The organism is Pandoraea sp. PE-S2R-1 (genome assembly GCF_002179865.1).
Taxonomy (GTDB): Bacteria; Pseudomonadota; Gammaproteobacteria; order Burkholderiales; family Burkholderiaceae; genus Pandoraea.
Genome location: NZ_NGUR01000010.1, coordinates 511,272 through 534,669 on the forward strand (window position 1 = coordinate 511,272; position 23,398 = coordinate 534,669).

At 64.1% G+C, this 23,398-nt stretch carries 17 protein-coding genes; 8 read left to right on the plus strand and 9 right to left on the minus strand.

Annotated elements, in window-relative coordinates; all coding sequences use genetic code 11:
- Positions 1 to 52: 52 nt before the first annotated feature.
- On the minus strand, positions 53 to 2,818 hold the full coding sequence (mgtA, locus tag CDV44_RS12845; RefSeq protein WP_058379561.1) for a magnesium-translocating P-type ATPase: 2,766 nt from the start codon (positions 2,816 to 2,818) through the stop codon (positions 53 to 55).
- A gap of 315 nt (positions 2,819 to 3,133) precedes the next feature.
- Positions 3,134 to 3,547, minus strand: coding sequence for a hypothetical protein (locus CDV44_RS12850; protein ID WP_087688360.1), 414 nt, complete (start codon positions 3,545 to 3,547; stop codon positions 3,134 to 3,136).
- Positions 3,548 to 4,160: 613 nt separating this feature from the next.
- On the opposite strand from CDV44_RS12850, the gene CDV44_RS12855 reads away from it, so the two are divergent.
- The 7 genes from CDV44_RS12855 (at position 4,161) to CDV44_RS12885 (ending at position 11,458) form a co-directional block, all read left to right on the plus strand.
- A complete protein-coding gene (locus CDV44_RS12855) occupies positions 4,161 to 4,682 on the plus strand; it encodes a sigma-70 family RNA polymerase sigma factor (protein WP_087688361.1) in 522 nt (173 codons plus the stop codon).
- Positions 4,683 to 4,689: 7 nt separating this feature from the next.
- On the plus strand, positions 4,690 to 5,709 hold the full coding sequence (locus CDV44_RS12860) for a FecR domain-containing protein (protein ID WP_249277527.1): 1,020 nt from the start codon (positions 4,690 to 4,692) through the stop codon (positions 5,707 to 5,709).
- 274 nt (positions 5,710 to 5,983) lie between these two features.
- On the plus strand, positions 5,984 to 8,371 hold the full coding sequence (locus CDV44_RS12865) for a TonB-dependent receptor (protein ID WP_249277528.1): 2,388 nt from the start codon (positions 5,984 to 5,986) through the stop codon (positions 8,369 to 8,371).
- A 44-nt stretch (positions 8,372 to 8,415) separates the two neighbouring features.
- On the plus strand, positions 8,416 to 9,162 hold the full coding sequence (locus CDV44_RS12870) for a DUF4198 domain-containing protein (RefSeq protein WP_087688364.1): 747 nt from the start codon (positions 8,416 to 8,418) through the stop codon (positions 9,160 to 9,162).
- A gap of 12 nt (positions 9,163 to 9,174) precedes the next feature.
- The gene (locus CDV44_RS12875; protein ID WP_087688365.1) at positions 9,175 to 9,486 is read left to right on the plus strand and encodes a DUF3649 domain-containing protein; all 312 of its coding nucleotides are present in this window, start codon (positions 9,175 to 9,177) and stop codon (positions 9,484 to 9,486) included.
- Positions 9,483 to 11,186 carry a PepSY domain-containing protein gene (locus tag CDV44_RS12880; protein WP_087688366.1) on the plus strand — a complete coding sequence of 568 codons (1,704 nt, stop codon included), beginning with the start codon at positions 9,483 to 9,485 and terminating at the stop codon, positions 11,184 to 11,186. Before CDV44_RS12875 ends, CDV44_RS12880 begins: the two co-directional genes overlap by 4 nt.
- Positions 11,186 to 11,458, plus strand: coding sequence for a DUF3325 family protein (locus tag CDV44_RS12885; protein WP_249277529.1), 273 nt, complete (start codon positions 11,186 to 11,188; stop codon positions 11,456 to 11,458). Before CDV44_RS12880 ends, CDV44_RS12885 begins: the two co-directional genes overlap by 1 nt.
- A gap of 1 nt (position 11,459) precedes the next feature.
- Here CDV44_RS12885 and ribA read toward each other — a convergent pair whose 3' ends face one another.
- Positions 11,460 to 12,122 (minus strand): GTP cyclohydrolase II, encoded by a 663-nt coding sequence (ribA, locus tag CDV44_RS12890; RefSeq protein ID WP_087688368.1) that lies wholly within the window; start codon positions 12,120 to 12,122, stop codon positions 11,460 to 11,462.
- A 179-nt stretch (positions 12,123 to 12,301) separates the two neighbouring features.
- Positions 12,302 to 14,386, minus strand: coding sequence for a TonB-dependent siderophore receptor (locus CDV44_RS12895; RefSeq protein ID WP_249277530.1), 2,085 nt, complete (start codon positions 14,384 to 14,386; stop codon positions 12,302 to 12,304).
- Between the two features lie 404 nt (positions 14,387 to 14,790).
- On the opposite strand from CDV44_RS12895, the gene CDV44_RS12900 reads away from it, so the two are divergent.
- Entirely contained in the window at positions 14,791 to 15,576 is a 786-nt protein-coding gene (locus tag CDV44_RS12900) for a helix-turn-helix domain-containing protein (RefSeq protein WP_087688370.1), read from the plus strand.
- Positions 15,577 to 15,625: 49 nt separating this feature from the next.
- Here CDV44_RS12900 and CDV44_RS12905 read toward each other — a convergent pair whose 3' ends face one another.
- The 5 genes from CDV44_RS12905 to CDV44_RS12925 are packed head-to-tail and all read right to left on the minus strand — an operon-like array spanning position 15,626 to position 23,304.
- Complete coding sequence (locus CDV44_RS12905; protein ID WP_087688371.1) at positions 15,626 to 16,408, minus strand: ATP-binding cassette domain-containing protein; 783 nt, start codon at positions 16,406 to 16,408, stop codon at positions 15,626 to 15,628.
- Positions 16,405 to 18,072: a cyclic peptide export ABC transporter gene (locus CDV44_RS12910; RefSeq protein ID WP_087688372.1), complete on the minus strand. Its 1,668-nt coding sequence runs from the start codon at positions 18,070 to 18,072 to the stop codon at positions 16,405 to 16,407. The genes CDV44_RS12905 and CDV44_RS12910 overlap by 4 nt, the downstream gene beginning before the upstream one ends.
- Positions 18,073 to 18,125: 53 nt before the next feature.
- Positions 18,126 to 20,216, minus strand: coding sequence for a Fe(3+)-hydroxamate ABC transporter permease FhuB (fhuB, locus tag CDV44_RS12915; protein WP_087688373.1), 2,091 nt, complete (start codon positions 20,214 to 20,216; stop codon positions 18,126 to 18,128).
- A complete protein-coding gene (locus CDV44_RS12920) occupies positions 20,213 to 21,142 on the minus strand; it encodes an ABC transporter substrate-binding protein (protein WP_087688374.1) in 930 nt (309 codons plus the stop codon). Before CDV44_RS12920 ends, fhuB begins: the two co-directional genes overlap by 4 nt.
- The gene (locus CDV44_RS12925; protein WP_249277531.1) at positions 21,136 to 23,304 is read right to left on the minus strand and encodes a TonB-dependent siderophore receptor; all 2,169 of its coding nucleotides are present in this window, start codon (positions 23,302 to 23,304) and stop codon (positions 21,136 to 21,138) included. The genes CDV44_RS12920 and CDV44_RS12925 overlap by 7 nt, the downstream gene beginning before the upstream one ends.
- Positions 23,305 to 23,398 lie beyond the last annotated feature (94 nt).

Here is a 23,398-nt window from a genome sequence, read left to right on the forward strand (position 1 = left end):
GGCATGGCTGCGTGTGATGCAGTGATTGGTAGTGGCTGCCTGAGACCTCAGCTCAGAACCAGCGGCCGAAGCGGCGGATGTAGATCGTCTTCACCGTCTGTGCGAGCGCGATGTAGCCGAGCATGGTGGCCGCCAGCCAGTAGAAGTACGAGCCCGGCAGGCTGACGAACCCGAGTGTTTCGGCAAACGGCGAATACGGCAGCCAGCAAGCGATAGCGATCGCGACGGTCGTCGAGAGCATGATCGGCAGCGCCGGCGTGCTTTGCAGGAACGGAATCTTCTGCGTGCGCAGCAGGTGCACCACGAGCGTCTGCGAGACAAGCCCTTCAATGAACCAGCCCGAATTCATGATGACCTGACCGCCGCTGCCGCCGTGCAGGTGATACATCGCACCGGCACCGAAGACCGTCCACAACAGCGCGTAGGTCGTGATATCGAACACCGAGGAGGTCGGTCCGATCCACAGCATGAAGCGGCGGATATTGCCCGCATCCCACTTGCGCGGCTTCTTGAGGAACTCGGGGTCCATGCGGTCCCACGGCAGGAACATCTGCGAGATGTCGTACACGAGGTTCTGCACGAGCAACTGCATCGCGAGCATCGGCTCCCACGGCAGGAAGGCGCTTGCCACCAGCACCGAGAACACGTTGCCGAAGTTGGAGCTGGCCGTCATGTTCAGATACTTGAGGATGTTGCCGAACGTCTCACGGCCCTTGACCACCCCTGCTTCGAGCACCATCAGGCTCTTTTCGAGCAGGATGATGTCGGCCGTCTCCTTGGCAATATCGGCACCGGTGTCGACCGAGATACCCACGTCGGCATCGCGCAACGCCGGGGCGTCGTTGATGCCGTCGCCCAGGAAGCCCACCGTGTGGCCATTGGCCTGCAACGCCTTGACCACGCGAGCCTTGTGCAACGGGGCAAGCTTGGCAAACACGGTCGTGTGCTCGACGGCAGCACGCAGCGTGTCTTCGTCCATCGGCTCGATGTCGGCGCCCAACAACGGCGTGCCCGGCTCCAGCCCGACCTCGCGGCAGACCTTCAGCGTGACGATCGGATTGTCGCCGGTGAGCACCTTCACGGCGACGCCGTATTCACGCAGCGCGGCAATGGCCGGGGCCGCCGAGTCCTTCGGCGGATCGAGGAACGTGAGGAAGCCGCAGACCGTGAGGCCCGTCTCGTCGGACGTCTTGTATTGGGTTTTGGTCTCGCCGGCCGGAATATCGCGCGTGGCCACGACCAGTACGCGGAAACCGTCTTCGTTATAGGCTTCGGCGCGTGCGAGCAACATGGCGCGAGCCGTATCGTCGAGCACTCGCACCCCTTGGGCGGTCTTCACATGCGTGGACACCGCCAGCATCTCTTCGACGGCGCCCTTCGTGACCATCAGATGCTCGCCACGCTCATTGGCGACCACCACCGACAAACGACGACGCACGAAATCGAACGGCAGTTCATCGATCTTGGCAAAGGTGCGCGGTTGCACCGATTCGCCGATCTCGTTGGCCCGGCGAATGATCGCCACGTCGATCAGATTGCGCTGGCCGCTCTGGTGATAGCTGTTGAGCCAACCCAGTCGCAGCACGTCTTCCTGCTCGTTGCCGACCACGTCGAGATGCTGCTCGAGAATGATCTTGTCTTGCGTGAGCGTGCCGGTCTTGTCGGTACACAGCACGTCCATGGCACCGAAGTTCTGCACCGAGTTCAGACGCTTGACCACCACCTTGCGGCGCGCCATCGCCAACGCACCGCGCGCGAGGTTGGCGCTCACGATCATCGGCAGCATTTCAGGCGTCAGGCCCACAGCAACTGCCAGCGCGAACGTCAGGGCGCTCATCCAGTCGCCCTTGGTCAGGCCGTTGATCATGAAGACGATCGGCACCATCACGAGCATGAAACGAATCAGCAGCCAGCTCACGCTGTTCACGCCGCGGTCGAAACTCGTCTCCACGCGCTTGTGACTGACCACGTTCTTGGCGAGCGCACCGAAATAGGTGTCGCTGCCCGTGGCCACCACCACACCGAGGGCCGTGCCGCTCACCACGTTCGTCCCCATGAAGCAGACGTTCGACAGATCGAGCAGGCTGGCGCTGTTCTTCTGAACCGGCTTGGCCGGCCCGGTGTCGACCGACTTCTGGGCGACGGCGCCAAGCGTGTCGTACTTCTCCACCGGCAGCGCTTCACCGGTGAGCACCGCCTGACTGATAAACAGATCGCGCGATTCGATCAGACGCAGATCGGCGGGAATCATGTCCCCTGCCTGCAACGTCACGATGTCGCCCACGACGAGCTCGCGCATGGCGACTTCGTGGCGCTCCGGCTTGCCCGACGACACCACGCGGCGACGGACACTGGCGGTGGTGCGCACCATCGCCTTGAGCTTCTCGGCGGCACGCAGCGAATGGAACTCGGTAAAGAACCGCAGCAGGCCGCTGATGGTCACCATCGTCAGCAGGATGATGATGCTCTTGAAATCCCGGTCGTCGGGATCGGCAAAATAGACGTCGGTGAAGAAGCTGATCGTGGCGAGCACGAGCAGCACCATCACAAACGGATTGTTGAAAGCGCGCAACAACTGCACGGTCCAGTGCGGTGGCTTGTCGTGGGCGATCTCGTTGGGGCCGTAGCGCGTGTGGCGCTGCCCGACTTCGGCGAGCGTGAGCCCGCGCAGGTCGGTGCCGAGGGTGTGGAGCATGTCGTGCAGCGGCTCGGTGGCGAGCTTGGCGACGGCATCGGGGCCGGTAATGGCGCGCTCGGTGGCTGTCGGATGATCGACAAAGCCACGCTGTTTCTGGCGCGAGCGAAGGTTCTTGTTCATAACGATTTCCTGGGCGCGGCTTACGCTGACATGGCGGCCGGCCAGGGTCGTCAATCGCTACCGGGCGTCTCTCGATTCCCGGAAAAAGCGCGAACGTACCCCGCCGCGCCGCGCTGCGCGCGGTCGGTGATAAATGGGTGCTGCCGTTGCAAGGCTGTGGTCGCCCGCCGGAATCCCGCACGCCTCGCGTGCGGCCCCGACGGGCGCTATTCGACTACTTCCATCGTCCATATCGGACTCCTTATAATCGTTGGCTCGCCATCATCGGCGGCACATGGCCGCCCGTGACGAACTGCAATGGTTTGAAAAGAAAGCTCAGGCCGGGGCGGCAAAGCCCGCCATTCCCCCGGCAGCAGGATGAGAAACGGAACCGTTGGTGGCGCGATCGGCACGATCGACAGCCGCCCGGCGATCGGGGCGATTGGCATCGTCAGACCAGAACACGCGGCGCACGCTGTTCTCGCCCGACAGGCGCATGACCAGCGCCGTGAGCGACGCACGCGAGGCCTGCGAGCAATCGAGCGTAACGGTGGCCGAGGCCACGTCGCGATCGCTCCAGCGCGTGATGCTGACGTGTGTGGCCCGCAAACCGAGCGCAGTGAGATCGGTGAACATCTGCTTGCGAAGCGTATTGAGGGCTTCTGCCAGGCAGACGATGGTCAGACGCGACACCGGCGTGGTGCGCGTGGGTTGGCTTTGAAAAGCCTGAAATGTTTGAAAAGCGCGCATGGTTTCCTCGCATGGCTGCGAACGCCCGTGCCGTAAGCAACAGGGCGAGTCGGCACGCACGTGCGCACGCGTTGGCCGATGCAGATGCGAAGGCAAATGCAAAGCACGCAACGACAGCGCCCGGCATGGGCACGACGGTAGAAATTTCTGCGGGAATGGCGCCGGAAACGATTACGTTCGGACGAACGTCGATGGCGCGCTAGACACCGCATCCTGCATGAGGACGCGGCACAGGGAAGGCTGTGGATCCTCAGGCAATCAGTCGATCAAAGGTCGACTACAACTGGCATCAGAATTCACGAACAAACCCCTTGGATGGAAGACAGGGCGGATAGTAGCCGAGCCCTAAATGCACCGTCAAGCATTAATTTCTGCGTACCCCATCGCACTCCGAACTTCCCGCTCAAGGCCGCGCGACGGGCTTCCCGGGCATTTCACCAGATCCCGCTTCCCGCACGCTCTCAAGGGTTTTTCATTGACGGGAAATTTCCCATCTGTTATTAATAATGATTATCATTAACATTCCTTGAGCATTCGTTTCAACTGCTGCATGACCTGCCAGTGTTCTCGCTGGACCAGCGTGTCGTGAGTGGACCGAACATCAGGCTGGATCATGCAAACGTCGGGCACCCTCCTCCCTTCCACTGTCGAGTTGCTATACAGCAACCATCACTCATGGCTCAAGGGTTGGCTGCACCGGCGTCTGGGCAGTGCCGAACAAGCGGCGGATATCGCGCACGACACCTTCGTGCGTCTGCTCGGCAGCGAACGCGTGCCCGCAACCTTCGACGAGCCGCGTGCTTATCTCACGACGGTTGCACAGAATCTCGTATCCAACCACTGGCGGCGCGAAAAGCTTGAGCGCGCCTATCTCGAAGCGCTCGCTCAAGCCCCGCGTGAAGTCGAATGGTCGCCCGAAACACGCGCCATGCTGCTCGAAACCCTAATCGAACTGGATCGTCTGCTCGACGGCCTGCCCACCATCGTGCGGCAGGCTTTTTTGCGTTCGCAGCTCGACGGACAGACGCATGCGCAAGTGGCCGACGCGTTGGGCATCTCGGTGCCCACGGTCAAACGGTATCTCGCGAAAGCGTTGCAGCGCTGCTACTTCGCCGATCTGTCCTTTATCGGATGACCGACGCATGAGCGCCATGTCATCCGCTTGGTACGAGGCCACCCGAGGGGCGGCGACCGTGCCTGCGCACGTTGCCGAGCGCGCCGTCGAGTGGCTGATCGAACTCCAGAGCGACGACGTGTCGCCGGCGGTCATCGCGGCGTGGCACCAATGGCGCAACGCGCATCCCGACCACGAACGCGCATGGAAGCGTATTGAGTCGGTCAAGGGCAAGTTGCAACCGCTCGCCTCGCCCGTCGAAGCGAGCATCGCGCAAGCGGCACTGACGCCCCCCGCCTCCCCTGCCCGGCGACGCACCGTCAAGACGCTCGCCGTGCTGTTCTTTGCGGGCAGCGGCGCGTGGGGTGTCATGCACTCGTCGCCGTGGCAGCGATGGTCGGCGGACTACCGCACGAGCGTCGGCGAGCGACGCACGCTGATGCTCGCCGACGGCACCCGGCTGGTGATGAATACCGGCAGCGCGGTCGATATCGTTTTCACCGAACAAGAACGGCGCGTGCGACTGATCGCGGGCGAGGTACTGATCACCACAGCCGCCGATTCGCACGAGCCTGCACGCCCCTTTCTCGTCGAAACAGCGCAGGGCACCGCGCGTGCACTTGGCACCCTTTACACCGTGCGCGAATTGGACGGCGGCACGCATGTAAGCGTGTATGAAGGTGCCGTCGAAATCCGGCCCAGTCGAAGCCCATCGCAATCCCTCGTGCTGCGCGCCGGGTCGCATGCGAGCTACACGGGGGACGCCATTTCAGCACCGATTGCCGTACCGAGTACCGAAGCGACATGGGCCGAAGGTTTCATCGTCGCGCGCAGCATGCGGCTGGCCGATTTCGTGGCAGAACTGGCACGCTACAGCGACACGTCGCTCACCTGCGATCCGCGCGTGGCTGACCTGCGGGTCTCGGGGACGTTTCCGCTCGACGACGTCGGCAAGGTGCTCGACACGCTCGGCACGACGCTGGCCGTGCGCACCGATTCGGTGACGCGCTTCTGGGGTGCGCGCGAAATCCGGCTCGTGCCGGCGTGACCCGGTGACCTGTCCGATGACCCGCCCGATGGTTGGTGTCCTTTGCCAACAGCGCACACATGCGACACGGCACCACACGCACAGACCACCCGGACCGTGCCCCGCCAGTCATTCGCAAAATATTTTGAAGAAAGGTGATCCGTTTCGATATTTCGCGGGTCATGGAGGACGAGCACCAACACTCTTCTTCCACACGAAAGGTCAGATCATGGGTCACGTTCGGGGACGGCAACACCAGCCGAGCCAACCACATTGGGTATTTCGCCGCACGCGCATGGCATGTGCGCTGGGCCGCATCGTTCTGGGCACGGCCGTCGCATCGCCCGCGCTCGTCCTGCCGCTCTCGGCACACGCGCAATCGTCATCGGCACCCGCCGCCCGCGCTTACGACATTCCTGCGGGCACACTGGAAGACACGCTGAGCCGTTTCGGCCGCGACGCCGGCATCATGCTCTCGTTCAAGCCCGAGGTCACCGCCGGTCGCCACAGCAGTGGCCTGAAAGGCACCTATACGCCGCGTAACGGCCTCGAAGCACTCGTGGCAGGCACAGGGGTGGAAGTCGTCCCGCAATCGAACGGCAGCTTCCTGATCCAGCCGGCGACGCATGCCGGCGTGGCCGACACTGCCGCCATGCTGCCCACGACCCACGTCACGGCGACTTACGACAACGGCCTGCAACCGGCCTACGCCGGCGGCCAGATCGCGCGCGGCGGCAGCCTCGGCATTCTCGGTTCGTCCGATGCGATGGACGTGCCGTTCAGCACGATGAACTACACCGAGCAGATGGTGCGCGACCAGCAGGCCCGCACGCTCGCCGACGTGGTCATCAACGAATCGTCGGTGCGCATGCTGACCTCCAGCGGCGGCTTCGGCGAAGACTTCCAGATTCGCGGCTACACCGTATCGAGCAGCGACGTGGGCCTGAACGGCCTGTACGGCATGGCGTCGGCAAGCCGTGTACCAGCGGCCATCGTCGAGCGCGTGGAAGTGCTCAAGGGCCCGGGCACATTGATGAACGGCATCGGCCCGAGCGGCAGCATCGGCGGCGCGATCAACGTCGTCACCAAGCGTGCAGGCACTGAACCGCTCACGCGCCTGACGACCACCTTCCAAAGCAAAGCACAGCTTGGCGTAGAAGCCGACGTTGGCCGCCGCTTCGGCGAACAGCAGGAATGGGGCATTCGCGTCAACGGCGTGTACCGCAACGGCAAGACCACGCTCGACGACGGCAAGCAGAACGTCGGCTTCGGCTCGGTCGGCCTCGACTACACGGGACAGCGCCTGCGCTGGTCGCTCGACGCTTACACGCAGCACGAAGGCACCGACAACTTCCGCCCGCAGGTCGGCTTCCAGTCGTCGGTCACCAAGATTCCCGATGCCCCGTCCGGCTATCGCAACTTCTATCCGGGCAGCGAGTTGCATCTGCACGACTCCGCCGTCACGACGCGACTCGAATACGACGTCCTGCGTAACGTGACGGTGTGGGGGGCAGTCGGCTACCACTACGCCACGGCGTATCAGACGTTCCCGATCGGCGGTGCCGATTCGTTGGGCAACATGAACGTCACGAACTCGTACTACGACTCGTACACGCGCTCGCGCACGGCAGATGTCGGCGCCCGCGCCAATTTCAAGACGTTCGGCATCGGCCACACCGTGACCGTGCAGGCCAGCCGTCTCGAGCAGGACTCGGGTAACGCGTACGTGCCGGGCACGACCTCAGTCGCCTCGAACATCTACAACCCGGTGCCGCTGCCGCCGGTCGGCGCGGCACGCACCGAGCCGAAGAAGGCGTCCGAGTCGGCGCTCACCAGTTTCGCCATCACCGATACGCTGTCGTTCCTGAACGATCGCGTGTTGCTCACCGGCGGCCTGCGTCAGCAACGCGTCGCGCTCGACAACTTCAACACCACGAGCGGCGCCCTGTCGTCGAGCTACGACCAGAGCGCCGTCTCGCCGCTGGCGGGCATCGTGGTCAAGCCGCTGCAAAACGTCTCCGTCTACGCGAACTTCACCTCCGGGTTGTCGCGCGGCGGCGTCGCGCCGGTCGGCACGGTCAATGCCGGGCAGGTCTTCCCGCCGTTCAAGTCGAAGCAGTACGAAGCGGGTGTGAAGGCCGACTGGGGCACCGTCACGACGATGATCTCGGTGTTCCAAGTGCAGCGCCCGAACTCGGTCACCGACCCGGCCACGCGCGTGTACAGCTTCGACGGCGAGCAACGCAACCGCGGCATCGAGCTGTCGGCTTACGGCGAAGTGATGAAGGGCCTGCGCCTGATGGCCAGCGCGACCTTCTACGACGCCAAGCTCACGAAAACGGCCGGTGGCGTGAACGACGGCAACGACGCCAACGGCGTGCCCAAGCGCGCGTTCAACTTCGGCGTGGACTGGGATACGCCGTGGGTGCAGGGCCTCTCGCTCTCGGGCCGCATCATCAACACCTCGCGCATGTATTTCAACGCGGCCAACACGCTTGAGCTGCCGGCATGGACACGCTACGACATCGGCGCCCGCTACCGCACCCGCGTGGCCGGCAAGTCGGTGGTGTTCCGCGCCAACGTCGAGAACCTGTTCAATTCGAATTACTGGCTCATGAGCGGCACCTACGCCACCGTGGCCGCACCGCGTACGGTGCTGCTGTCCGCACAGATCGACTTCTGAGGACGATGGCTGTCATGCATCGCCTCGCTTTTAAGGAAACCGTAATGAAAAAGACTGTTCCGCACGCCATCGCCCTGCTCGCCGCCGGTGCCCTCACCGCGTTTGCCGGTGCCGCACAAGCGCATCAAATCTGGATCGAACAGCCCGCCGGTCAGAATGCCGTGATCCGCTTTGGCGAATTCGGCGAGAACCTGCGTGAAGCATCGCCGGGCCTGCTCGACAAGTTCGTGGCGCCGAGCGCGACGCTCACGTCGGCCTCTGGCGCGAAGACCGCCGAGGCGACCAAGTCGGCCGACGGCTTCACGCTGCCGTTCAAGGCCGCTGCCGGTGAAACGCTGGTGGCCGAAGACGCCAAGTACCCGCTCTTCACTTTCAAGCGCGACGCTCAGGAAGTCACCAACTGGTACCGTCCGGCAGCGCGTCTCGTGACGGACTTCTCGGCGCAGAAGCCGCAACTGCCGCTCGATCTGGTGCCCGCCGGCAAGCACGGCGAGTTCCAGTTGTTCTTCCAAGGCAAGCCGCTGGCGAAGACGAAGGTGTCGCTGGTCACGCAATCGGGCTGGGCCAAGGAAGCCCACACCGACGCGCAGGGCCATGTGAAATTCGATATGCCGTGGAAGGGCGTGTACGTGGCCGAAGTCAGCCACACCGACAAGACGCCGGGTGAGCGCGCGGGCGCCAAGGGTGCCGAACGCTATCAAGGCGTGAGCTACGTCACCACCACCACGTTCGTGCAGGCCGACGGCATCGAGCCGATTCCGGCAGGCCCGGCGGCAACGCCGAACAAGTAAGCGGTTCGCATCATGGCTCAGGTTCGCAGCAGTGCCGGTCTGTTTCGCGTCGGCGCACTCATCTCCCGCATCGTGGCCGCCATGCTTGGCGGCTACGCCATCGCGGCACTCGCCAGCGTGGCGGTCCTCGCCTTGCCGATGGACAAGCCGCAAGCGGTGATTACCGGCATGCTCGCCAGTTTCGCGATCTATGCCGGGGCGGTCGTGTGGGTGTTTGCCGTGCGCAGTGCGTGGCGAGCTTGGGCAGGTCTCATTGTGGTTGCCGTACCGCTCGCGCTGGCCGCGTGGGCGGTGTCGGCAGGTGTCGCCGGAGGTGCCGCATGACGGCCGCGAAGAAAACCGTGGATGCGGTGAATACCGGCCGAGGCATCCGTCAGACCATGTCCGACCTGCATACGTGGGCGGGCCTGCTGGTCGGCTGGCTGCTGTATGCCATGTTTCTCACGGGCACCGTGAGCTACTTCAAAGACGAAATTTCGCAGTGGATGCGCCCGGAAGTGCCGCATCAGCAACAGGCGCCCGACGTTGCCGTCGTCGCACAGAACGTCGCCGACCGGCTCTCGACGCTTGCGGCCGACAGCCCGCAGTGGAGCGTATATCTGCCCACGGAACGCAACCCGGTTGCCAATGTGTTCTGGCGCAACGCGCCCGCCCCCAAAGTCCCCGGCGCGACGGGCGCTACCGCTACGCGCCGCGCCTTCGAAGAGGCGACCTTCGATCCCGCGACGGGACAAATACTCAAGGCGCGCGAGACACTGGGCGGTGAATTCTTCTATCGCTTCCACTTCCAGTTCCATCCGTTGCCGGTGCTGTGGGGACGTTGGCTGGCGGGTTTCTGCGCGATGTTCATGCTGGTGGCGATCGTCAGCGGCGTGATTACGCACAAGAAGATCTTTATCGATTTCTTCACCTTCCGATGGGGCAAGGGACAACGCTCGTGGCTCGACGCGCATAACGCGCTGTCGGTCTTCGGCCTGCCCTTCCATCTGATGATCACGTACACCGGGCTAGTCACGCTCATGGCGATGTACATGCCGTGGGGCGCGCAAGTCGCAATCAAGACGCCGATGGACCGGGCGCAGATGAGCGGGCAACTCAGTGCGTTCCCGCCGCCTGCGAAGGCCACGGGAGAGAAAGCCCCGCTGGCGCCGATCGACGCCATGGTGCGCGAAGCACAGGCCCGCTGGGGCGCGAACGACGTTGGCCGTGTCACCGTGACGCTGCCGGGCGACGCTGCCGCGCGCGTGGCGGTCACTCGCGGCGAAACATCGCGCGTGTCGATGAGCCCGCAATACCTGCTGTTTAACGGCACAACGGGCAAGCTGATCGAGACACACGACTCGGTCGGCGCGGCGGCCGAAACACGCGGTGTCATGTACGCGCTGCATCTGGGCCGATTCAGCGATCTACACCTGCGCTGGCTGTACTTCCTCGTGAGTCTGGGCGGCACGGCAATGGTCGGCACCGGCCTCGTCATGTGGACGGTCAAGCGCCGGACCCGGCTGCCCGACCCCATGCGTCCGCACTTCGGTTTTCACGTGGTCGAGCGCCTCAACATTGCCGCCATCGCGGGCCTGTCGATCGCGATGACGGCGTTCCTGTGGGGCAACCGGTTGCTGCCGGTGGGCACCACCGGGCGCAGCGCCACCGAAGTCGATCTGTTCTATTGGGTCTGGGCTGCGACGCTGCTTTACGCGCTTGTGCGCCCGGCAAAACGCGCATGGGTCGAGTTGCTCTGGATTACCGCCGCAGTGCTCGCCCTGCTGCCGATTGCGAATGCACTGACGACTTCGCGCGGTTTGTGGCACAGCATCGCCGCAGGGGACTGGGCGTTTGCCGGTGTCGATCTGATGTTGTGGGTTTTTGCCGCGTTGCATGCGTGGCTTGCCGTGCGCACCGCACGCCATCGTCCGAAAACGAAGCCCGTGCGAAACAAGCCTGCCGCACCCACCGCATCGCCGACGTCTTCATCGTCCACATCGGATGTGCCGGTCAACGCCACGTTGAATGAGGAGCGCGCGTGATGCATCTCACCACCTTCCTCATTTGTCTGGCGGGCTTTGCCGCCTTGGCGCTGGCGACAGAGCGCCAGCAGCAGACGTTCTTCAACGCCACACTCTCGCGCTCGCGGACGCGCCGGTTACGGATTGCGGGATGGGGAGCGTTGATCGTGGCGCTGGCCGTGATCGTGACGCGTCAGGGCTGGGGGATGGGATTGGTGAACTACAGCGGCCAGACCAGCGCAGCGGCCGGTCTGGTGTATCTCGCCCTCATCGTGGGCGAGCGCCGCCGGTAGCTTATTCGTTCTCTTCGAAGTAGTGCCCGAACTTGACCTGCTTGGTGCGGATGTAGCGTTGGTTCTCTTCGCGCACCGGCACGTCCAGCGCCACGCGTTCGCACACGGGGATGCCGTGCTTGACGAGCGTGTCGAACTTCTTCGGATTGTTGCTCATCAAACGCACCGAGCTCACGCCCAGAATGCGCAGGATAGCGGCGGCCGAGTCGTACTCGCGGGCATCGTCGGGCAGGCCGAGATCGAGGTTGGCCTCAACCGTGTCGCGCCCCTGCTCTTGCAGCAGATACGCACGAATCTTGTTGCTCAGGCCGATACCACGGCCTTCATGGCCGCGCAGATACAGCATGACGCCCCGCCCTTCGGCCGCGATCTTGCGCATGGCCGCATCGAGCTGTTCGCCGCAATCGCAGCGGTACGAGCCGAAAACATCGCCCGTCAGGCATTCGGAGTGCAGACGTACCAGCGGTGCCGGCGTATCGTCCGTGATTTCGCCCGCGACATCGCCCATCACTAGCGCGAGGTGTTCGTTATCGCTGTCTTTGACGCGAAACGCATGCGACGCGAAAGTACCGTAGCGGGTAGGCAGGGTCGCCGTGGCGACGAGCGTGACGCATTCACCGGCGTCGTGGGCCGGTGCGGGGGAGGCAGAACCAGGGGACTTCATGGTGTCGTTCAAACGGGCAGAAATCTGAGAAGCGCCGACAGGAAAATCAGGCGTGTCGCAGGAGTGTACCGCCATTTGAAAATTTCGGCCGACGGCGGCTTCGCAGTACCGAAGCACTGCGGCCGCCCCTGTGCAGCCCTTGCCACGAGGGAAGGCAGCGCCGCCGGGTCAGCTACCGCTTAATAGTCGGCCCGCAGCGTGAGCATGAAGTTGCGGCGCTGGCCGTACTCGCCGTAGAACGTCGACGGCACCCGCGCGTAATACTCGCGGTCGAACAGATTGTTCACGTTGAACTGCGCCTCCAGACGGCGGTTAAAGCGATAGGCCACCATCGCGTCCCACACCGCATAGCCGCCCTGCACGGCGCCCACCGTACGATACGTCGCGCTTTGCACCCGCATGCCACCGCCCAGACGCAGCCCGTTCAACATGCCGTCCGAAAAGCGATACGTCGTGTACAGCTTGAACAGGTGCTGCGGCTCCTCGCCGTCGAGCGACTGACCGGCCTGCTGCGGGTCGTTCTCGAAGCGCGAGTTCAGCAGCGTGTAACCAGCATAGACGTTCCAGTTGCGCGTAATCTGGCCATTCACTTCGGCCTCCCAGCCCTGACTGCGTGCCGAGCCTGCCGCCACCGACCCCGTCGGATGCAGCGGGTCGGCCACGGCGCGGTTGACGTCGGTCATGCGGAACGCCGCCACCGTCGCATTCAGACGGCCATCGAGAAACGCCCCCTTCATCCCGATTTCGTACTGCTGCCCCTCACGCGGCGCCAACCCCTGACCATCGAACGTGGTCGCCGTTTGCGGCGCGAAGATCTTCGAGTAGTTGAAGTACGCGTTGATCTGCGGCGTAATCGCCAGCACGACGCCGCCATACGGAATGAACTTGTGATTCGCGCGCGACGTCGTGGTCCAAGGCGTTTCCGTCGGGATCAGGCTCTGGCTCTGTTGCTGGTACCACGCCTCGCGCCCACCCAGCACGACGGTGAGCGGGTCGAGCACGCGTATGCGTGCCTGTCCGTACACACCGAACTGCTGCATGCGCAGGTTGTTACCGTAATTGAACGGAATCGTCGGCTCGACGCTCGGCGGCGCAAACACGCTGAAGTTGCCCAGACTCTCGTAGCCTGACAGGCTGCGCTGCTGCGTCATCTGATAGTTCACCCCGGCCAGCCACTCATGCTTTCGCCCGAACGCCTCGACCGGCCCCGAGAGATGCGAGTCGACGCCGAACAGGTTGTTCTCCATGCGCTGCGACTGCCCGGCGTAGTTGGCCGTCAAAGTCACCGGGTTGATGCCCGGCCCGAGATAGGCGTACTTGCTGTTGCTCAACAGATGCCGGTAGTTGACCGTCGTCGTGGAGACGACGCCGCCGTCGAAGCGGTGCTCAAGCTTGGCGTTGACCTCCTGCATCGCCGTCCAGCTGTAGTTCCAGTCCGGCGAGAAGTTGGAATTGACCGGCGCCTTCAAGAACTGACGGTTGGTCAGCAGCGACTGGCCGTAGTCGAACGCATCGAGCGGGTTGACCTGATACGAGCCCGAGAGCGAGAGCAGCGTGCGCGGCGTGAGATCGAATTCGAGCGCGCCGTACGCGAGAAACTTGCGCTCGCTCGCCCGCGTGATCGACTTGTTGCCGGTGTCGCCCGTGAGCACCGCGCGGCCACGAATCGTGCCGCTGTCGTTGAGTGGACCGGTCACGTCGATCATCTGACGGTAGTGCGCCCACGAACCGAGGGACGTCTCGCTGCGCACGGCAAACGTATCGCCCGGACGCTTGCGCACCAGATTGACAGTGCCGCCCGGCTCGCCCGTGCCATCGAGCAACCCGGCCGGGCCACGGAAGACTTCCACGCGGTCGTACATCGACAGATCGAATTGCGGCTGGTACTGAATGCCGCTCAGAATCGACACCCCGTCGAATTCCACACCGACGTTATACCCCCGCGCATTGAAGTAGTACGTGCCGTCGCCATAGTTCACTGCCGTGATGCCGGTGGTGTATTGCAGGGCGTCCGACACCGAGGTCATGGCCTGATCGTCCATGCGCGCGCGGGTGACGACCGACACTGAATTCGGAATGTCTTTGAGTGCCTGTTGCGTCTTGCCGATGGTGGTCGCCGACGTGCCGTACGAATCGGTCCCTTCGGTCTGCGCATCGCGCTGGGCGTTGACGGTCGCGGCGGGCAGCGCGGCGTCGGTGCCTGCGGGTGCCGTCGCGGTCTGCGCCTGCGCGGCTGCCGTGAACATCAGCATGGCGAGTGCCATGGGTGTGTAGCGAAACGCGCGGTGCGACTGCCCTGCCCTCGCACCGTCAGTCATACGGCCCCGAGCCGCGCGGTGAGGTTTCTGGTTCTGATTCGTTTGCATCGTTGACAACACTTCCCCTTGTTGCCGGCCTCGGCCGGCGATCGATGATTCGTGACCCTAGGATCTGACGGGTATGACGGGTGTTTTGCAGTGGACGGCCGCGCCAGCCCCCGATGGGCTAAATCCCGCTACACTGGCGGGAAATATCGCAAATGAGACTCATTACTAAATTTGCGTGTGGTCCGGCGCAACACATTGATGGCTATGGAGAATATCGGGTTAAGAAAAAGCAAGGACGACAATAAATATCGATTTTTTGACATTCGACGTCCGATTGACGACACCCGAAATCAGTAACTCGTATGAACGATTTTTTGCGCAAGCGATTCCCCGATTCGGTGCGTCCGCTGCCTCGCGATGTCTATGCGCAGGTGACGACGTATCGCCATGGCGAGCGACTGATCTGGCACCGTCACCGGCACGGTCAACTGGTGTTTCCCGTGCGCGGCGTGGTGCGCGCGCTCACCCCGCTCGCCATCTGGACACTGCCGCCGACGCGCGCGCTGTGGCTCCCCTCGGACGTCGAGCACGAGCTGCATGCGGTCGGCGATACACAGATGTGCAACGTCTACTTCGAGCCGAAGCACTTCCCGTGGGACTGGACACGCCCCAATGTGATTCCGGCGACACCGCTCATTCGCGAATTGGCCGCGACCGTGGGCCGTGAAGGCGACAGCTACGGCCCCACGAGCCGCGCGGCGCTGTCGGTGCCGCCGCTCATGGGGGTGCTGCGTGAGACAGCTGCGACGCCCGAGCGAGGCGTACCGGTGCCACGCGACGCACGGCTGCAAGCGATTTGCGAACACCTGATGAACGACCCCGGCAGCAAGCTGACGCTCGACTTCTGGGGAGAACAGTTCGGTGTGAGCGGGCGCACGCTGGCCCGTCACTTTCAGGCGGAGACGGACATGACGTTCGTCACGTGGCGTCAACATCTGCGCGTGGCGGAAGCCATTTCTCAACTGGCGCAAGGCGCGTCGGTGGCTGCCACAGCGGATGCCTTCGGCTACGCCAGCGCGAGTGCGTTCATCGTGATGTTCAAACAGATCACGGGGCGCACCCCGCAGCGCTATCTGGCCGATGCGTGAACACGTCGGCCAGCGGCACAGGTGACAGCACGGCGGGACACGTCGGCCTTCAGCGCGCGTAGCTCACTGGCATGCCGCCGTCGGGATTGGGCAGCACGCCCATCGGCACACCGTAGATGGTTTGCAGCGTGGCTGGCGACATCAGTTCCGTCGGCGTGCCGCGCGCAATGGGCTTGCCCTGCTTGAGCGCCAGCAGCGAATCGCAGAACCGCGCGGCCATGTTCACGTCGTGCAGCACGATCACCACGCCCAGGCCATGCGTATCGGCCAGTTCGCGCACGAGCTTGAGCACATCGAGTTGATGCGCCACGTCGAGCGCCGACGTCGGCTCATCGAGCAACAGGCATTGCGCCTGCTGCGCCACGAGCATCGCGAGCCACACACGCTGGCGCTCGCCGCCCGAGAGCGACTCGACCAGCCGGTCGGCAAACACCGCCACGTCGGTCTGCGCCATCGCGTTCTGCACGGCCTCATGGTCCTTGGCATCGAAACGGCCGAGCGCGCCATGCCACGGATAGCGCCCCAGCGCGACCAGTTCGGCCACCGTCATCCCGGCAGCCGCCGGCGGCTGTTGCGGCAGATATGCCACCCGGCGCGCAAACTCGCGCGCGCCCCACGACGAGAGCGTCTTGCCTTCGAAATGAATTTCACCGCTGACCGGCGAGATTTGGCGGGCGAGCAACTTGATCAGGCTGGACTTGCCCGAGCCGTTGTGGCCGATCAGCCCGTGCACCTGCCCGCCCGCCAGTTGCAACGTGAGCGGCGCGAGCAGCGTGCGGCCTTCAACGGCGAAAGAGACCTCGCGCAGGTCGAACATCGGAGTATCAGTCATGAGCGTTCAGGGGGTGCCGTGCCGGTGGCATCGGAGCAATCGGTCGAATGAAGCGGCTGCGGCGCACGAAGCTGCCCGTAGTCGAGTTGAATCAGGCGATCAGCGAGATCGAAGTAACGGTCGTCGTGCGTGATGACAAGCACCGTTTTGCCGCGCGCCTTGAGTGCAGGCAGCATCTGCCGGTAGAACACATCCTTGAAGAGCGGGTCTTGATCGGCAGCCCATTCGTCGAAGACGTAGAACGGACGGTCTTCCAGATACGCGACCAGCAGCGCGAGCCGTTTGCGCTGTCCCTGTGAGAGGTCGAGCGTCGAGAAGCGGCCGTCCTCAATCGTCACCTTGTGATCGAGTTGCAGCGCCTTGAGCAGCGCGCCTGCTTGCGCATCGAGCCCGTCGGCCGGCAAGCCTAGCAGGTGTTCGAACAGGAAGAAGTCGCTGAACACCACCGAGAACCGCTGACGATAGCGGTCCCGCGCAGCTTCATCCACCGGCACGCCATCGACGGTAATTCGGCCTTGCTCGGGGGCATACAGCCCCACGATCAGCTTGGCCAGCGTGGTCTTGCCGCTACCGTTGCCGCCGACCAGATACACGAGTTCGCCCGGCCGGAACGTCAGACTGATCGGGCCCAGCGTGAACATCTCGTTCTCCTGCTCACGAAAATAGCGATGCGTCACGCCTTCGAGCGCGATCTCGTGAAAGGCGGGCGCATCGGGCACCGGTACCGCCGGGAGCAATTCACGCGGCAGTTCGCTTTCGACTTGTGCGATGCGCTCGAACGCGACGCGTGCCGTGCCCAATGCGGGCAACGACGACAGCACGCCCTCGATCGGCATGATCATGTACAGAAACACCAGCGCGTAGCCCGACACCACGGCGGGCGGCAAGTCGACGTGGCGCAACACCACGAACAGCGTCAGGCCGATGAACGCGAAGAGGATGAAACTGCCCCAACTGGCCGCCGCCGCATACAGCACGTACCCGCGCGTGCGCTGCACACGCACCGCTTCGACATTCTCAGCCAGCCGCTCTTCGATGAACGCCTCACGGCGCCCGCGATGCAGCTTCAGTTCCTTGGCACCGTCGAAGAGCGCGCGAAAGTCCTTCACCAGCGATTCTTCGCGCTTGCGCGAGCCACGCAGATGCAGCAGCGCCCGTGTGTTCGCCATGCGAAAACCCGCCGCGCCAATGAAGATCGTGACCACGGCGAACACCAGAATCTGCCACGACAGATAGCCGAGATACGCGAGGCAGCCGACGATCACGGCGCCCTGCATCGCCAGCACCGGCAGGCTGACGAACAACACGACCACCGCGTCGAGATCCTGTGTCAGCACGGCCAGCGCACGAGCGATACCATGCCGCTCCAGACTCGCATACGGCGCTGCGCCAATGCGGCGCAGCACTTGCATACGCAGCGTCGCCTTGGCCCGCTGGCCAAGCGACATGAACAGCGTTTGCGACAGCGCGCGCGTCACCAGCACGAGCACGCCGAGACCGAGAAATTGCAGGCCGAGCGTGCCCAGCTGTTCGTGCGACGCGGTAAGCGCCTGATTGATGAGGGCGACGAGACCGGCGTTGCCAAAGCCGCTCACGAGACTGCCGATGAACGCGATGGACAGCGGCCATCGGGATGAACGCACCAATTGCCAAAACAAGGACATAGGAGGGGGACCTCTCTTTTGTTATGTGATTTCTTATGTGATTTTTGGGGACTTCAGGCCACCTGACGGCGCAGGTGCCACAACAGATACGGTGCGCCGATCAGCATGGCGAGTACCCCCGCAGGCAACTGCTGCGGGAACATCAGATTGCGGCCGAGCCAGTCAGCCACGATCATCAGCAGCGCGCCCGACACGCCCGCTGCCACCGCCTGCGAACGCGCCTTGCCGAAACCGGCCATGCGCGCCAGATGCGGGGCCAGCAGGCCGACAAACGACAACGGCCCGATCACCAGCGTCGCTACGGCACTGAGTACCGCCGCCAGACACCAGATCCACAGGCGTGCCCGGCGCACATTCATGCCGACCGCACGCGCCGTCGCGTCGCCCATCGGCAACAGATCGAGCCAGCGCGATGCCAGACACGTCAGCACCAGACCCGCGACAGCGGCCAGCGCCGCGCCCGTCGCGATGCCCGGCCCGACGATGTAGGTGAGCCCCAGCATCAACGAGCGAAGCAGGAATGAATTCGCATTGCCGCTGGCCGTCGCAAGCGCCACGAGCGACTGCGCCATGCCCGAGATCGCCACGCCCGCCAGCAGCATGCGCGTCGGCGAGAAGCCGCCACTTCGCCCCAGCCAGAGCATGACCGCCAGACTGATCGCGGCCCCGGCGAATGCGGCGCTGAACAACGTCGTCGCCGCCGGACCGCTCACGGTCCACGTCAGAATCAAAACGCCGAGCATCGCCCCGCCGCTTACGCCGAGTAATTCGGGGCTTGCCATCGGGTTACCGCTCACGCGCTGCAACAGCGTGCCGGCCAGCGCCAGCGTCATGCCAGCCGCTGCCGACGCGACAAGTCGGGGCAAGCGCCACGGCAGCGCTTCTGTCCACTGCGTGCCGTTCAGCCATTGCCAGCCGTCCAGCGTGCGGCCGGTGTGCAGCGCAATCCACACGAGCGCCAGACCGCCGGCAAGCGCCAGCACTAGCCAGCGCCAGCGATGACGGGCACGCGCCGGTGGTGCAGCGTCCGGAGAGGTAATCTCGCCGGCACGCGTGCGCCGAAGCAGCCACAACAGCAACGGACCGCCAAAGAGCGCCGCCGCCGCGCCCGTCGGAATCACCGCGCCGTCGAGCAATGGCAGGCATTGCACGACTTGATCGGTGAAGACGAGCAACAGCGCACCGATCATCGGCGCCCAGAGCAATTGATCCCGCAGGCGCCGCGCACCCGCCAGACGCACAAGTTGCGGACCTGCGAGCCCGATGAAACCGATGATGCCGACCGCACTCACGATGCACGCAGAAAGCACCACGGCGACCGCCAGCCCGGCAGAACGAATCCACGCCACGCGCGCGCCGAGTTGCCCCACGCTGCGATCGTCGAGCACGAAGAGCGTGAGCGGACGCAGCAGCAGCGCGGCGGCCACGGCTCCGACAACCACGCGCGGCAGCAACCAGAGCGTGTCGTGCCAGCCGTTCTGCACGAGCGAGCCAGCGCCCCACGCGAACACGCCGACCAGCGCGCGCTCATGGGTCATCGACAGCATGATCGTCAGACCGCCGAAGTACAGATTGACGATCATGCCCGCGAGAATGACCGGCACCGCGGCGAAGCGGCTGCGCCACGTCAGCGCCATCACAATGCCGATGGCCAATGCCGCGCCGCCGAACGCCAGACTCGCGCGCCATGCCAGCGCGAGCGTCGGCAGCCAGATCGCCGCAGCGGCAAGCACCAGATAAGCCCCGGAGGCGACGCCGAGCGTGAGCGGTTCGGCGAGCGGATTGCGCAGCACCTGCTGGAACATCACCCCCGCGAGTGCGAGCCCCGCGCCCGCCAGCCCGGCCATCACCAGACGCGGCAACCATGCGTAGCTCACGAGCAGCGCCGACATCGCGCTAGCGGGCGTCTGCCCCGCCGCATCCGTCGCCGGCACGCCGTGGCTGAGGGCTTGCCATACGGCGGCCGCGAACGCCGGCATATCGACACCGGCGGGCCGCAACGACGTGAACGTCCAGACGATCAACAACAATGTGGGGAGCCCGACGATCAACGCCAGCCTGACCAAATGGCTTTCCGCCCCCCCGGCACGTGCGCCGCGCGAGAGGTCTGCCATCAACGGCCCTTGAGAATTCGACGCGCTCATGCCGCACCTCCGGTCAGTGCCGCCGTCAGGGCATCGGCCAGACGCAATGCCGTGGGCGTGCCGCCCGTCGGCAGCATCATCGGCAGAGTACTCATGCGCCCGCCATGCACGAACGGCAAGGCCTGCCAGAGCGGGCTTTGCCCCAGCATCTTCACCACCTGCGGCGACGATCCGATCAGCATGGCGCGTGCCGACGCATCGCCGCCAATCTGTGTGTAATCGACCTGCGCCATCCCTTCCGTATCGCTCGGGCGACGCCATGCGTTGGTCAGACCGAGCGCGTTCAGCGTGCCGCCGAAGACGCTCTCGCTCCCGAACACGGCCGTCAGGCGCGTATCGATCGGTGTGATGAGATAGATCGGCCGATCCGCCGCGCCGTGTTGCGCGATGCGCGTGCGTAAGGTCGTCAGACGCTCGTCCGTTTGCTCGATGAGTTGCATCGCGGCAGCAGGCCGGCCGAGCGCTTCGCCTAGTGCCTGAACGCGACGGCGGGCGAGCAGATAGCCGTCCTCGTGACGATGCGCCGCCGGGGCGACGAACACGCGGGCAATCCGCGAGAGCGAATCGAATAACGGCGCATGCAGCGGCGTGACGACGATCAGGTCGGGCCGCAACGCCTGCACCACTTCAAAATTCGGCTGAAACAACAGACCGGTGTCGACCACCGACGACGGCATCTCCGGCGTGCCCGCCAACGCGCGATACCAAGGCGGGCGCGACATGCCCACCGGCACCACGCCCAGTGCCAGTATCTGCGCGCCCAGCCCCCAGTCCATCACGACGACGCGCGGCGTTTTACCCGCGTCCGTGGCCGCCTGCGCAATCGCCGGCATGAGAAGCGAAGCGGCCGACGGCACCAGCGCACCAACGCCAAACGCCGCCAAAAGGCGGCGGCGGGCGGCAAACGATTTTCGTTGCATCACCATTGATAACGGGCAGTCCCTAAGACAGTTCGCGTGGCGCCCCAGTAACAGAGCGACGCCGACGTGCAATACGAAACGTATTCGCGGTTAAACAGGTTGTTGACGTTCACGGCGAAGCGCCATTGCTGCCAGTCGTAGTGCACGGCGGCATCGACCAGCGTGCGGCTCGGCACTTCGAACGAATTGGCGGCATCCCCCGCCGACGAACCCATGTAACGCACGCCGGCACCAAAACCGAGATTGCGCAGCACGCCTTCGTGCAGCGTGTAGTCGGCCCACAACGCCAGGTTGTTGCGCGGCGCGATCTGCGGGCGCTTGCCCTGTGCGGTCGTGCTTTGCATGACGATCTGATTCAGATATGTGTACGACGCGATCAGCATCAGGTCGCGCGTCACATTGGCGCGGGCTTCCGCTTCCAGCCCGCGCGAGCGGACCTCGCCGGTCTGCGTCGGGAACGTCGGATGCGCCGGGTCGACCACGCTCACGTTTTCCTGACGCAGATCGAAGGCCGACAGGCGGAACGACGCATCGTAGTTTTTCGGCTGGTAACGCACCCCGATCTCGTATTGCTTGCCTTGCGTGGGTTGCAACGGTGCACCCGAGAACGTCAGGCCAAGCACCGGCGCGAACGACTTCGCGTAGCTGATATACGGTGCCACGCCATTGTCGAACGCGTATGACAGCCCCGCCCGCCACGTGAACGCGTGGTTATCGGCCTCGCTCTTTGCACCGTTGTTGACCGAGCGCGTCGTAGCCCAGTCTTCGCGCATGCCCAGCGTCAGCCCCCAGCGTTGATAGCGAAGCTCGTCCTGCGCGTAGAGACCGGCCTGCGCGAGCGAATAGTCGAGGCGCGTATTCGCCGCAATGCCGTTGAGCGACGCGTAGTTCGGGTTGAACAGATTCAACTGCCCCGCGATCCCGCCGCCGTACATATCGCCTTCGAGCACGCGGCGATAGTCGAAGCCGAACAACATCGTGTGCTCCACCGGACCGGTCGCGAATTTGGCCTGCGCATTCGTGTCGATCTGCCACTGGCTCACATGCTCGTGATCGGTGTTGCCCCACATGTAGACCGTGCGCTGATCCGGGCTGAAACCGCTCGTGACCGACGTCTGGTAATAGTTCTGATCGATGTGCAGGTAACGCGCGTTCTGCGAAATGCGCCACGTATCGTTCAGTTGCTTCGCAAACTGATAGCCGAACCAGTATTGCGTGCGTTGCATGCCGTCACGCGTCGGGTCACCAAAGTACTGATCCGGGCCGAGCCGGCCGTTCGGATTGACGAACACCGTGCCGCTCGCAGGCACCGGGTTGAACAGACCGCCCGCCGGGTCGCGCTGATAGCCGGCCAGCAGCGTGAGCGACGTGTCGCGATCGGGCTTGAAGGTGATCGACGGTGCGATGGCCAGACGTTCGTCCTTGATCGCGCTCACTTGAGTCTTCGCATCGCGCGCCAGACCGACCACGCGATACAGCACCGTACCGTCCTGATTGAGTGGCCCGCTCAGATCGAAGCCGGCCTGATAGGTGTTGTGATTGCCGATTTGCAGCGTCACTTCGTGCTGCGCCTGCTCGGTCGGCAGCTTGCTGCTGTAATTGACCAGCCCGCCCGGGTTGCCCTGACCGTACAGCACCGACGACGGGCCGAACATCACGTCGATGCGATCGAGCAGATACGGGTCGACGCGCGCCGTCGCGAACCGCGGCGACTGGAAAATCGCCAGTCCGTCGAGGTACGCATCGAGATCGAAACCACGTGCACGCAACTGATCGAAGCGCACATCGGTGCCGTCCTGCGTGTTCACGCCGGTGGTGTAGCGCAACGCCTGATCGATGGTGATCGCGCCCTGATCGTCCATTTGCTGACGTGTCACGGTCGATGTGGCCTGCGGCAGCGTGAGCGTATCGGCATCGGTCTTGGTACCCGTCTTCATGCGCTTGGCGACATAGCCTCGTCCCGGACCGCTCGGATTCTCCGCGAGCGAGGTGTCGGTCACCTGCGTCGCGGGCAGCGCAGCCGTGGCATTGGCCGCAGACGCGCCCACGGTCGCCGAATCCACCTCTACTGCCCAGCCGTGCTGGCCGAATACCGTGCTGCCAATCACCAGTGCCATGGTGGTCAGGCGTCGGGCTTGTGCCCGCTTCCCCGTATTGTTCTGAGTCACTTTACCGATCTTCCCGCGTCAGAGTCATTCCGTCTGAATGAATGTAAATAAATGAGACGCATTACTATTATCACTCGTATCCGTCCCTAAACCG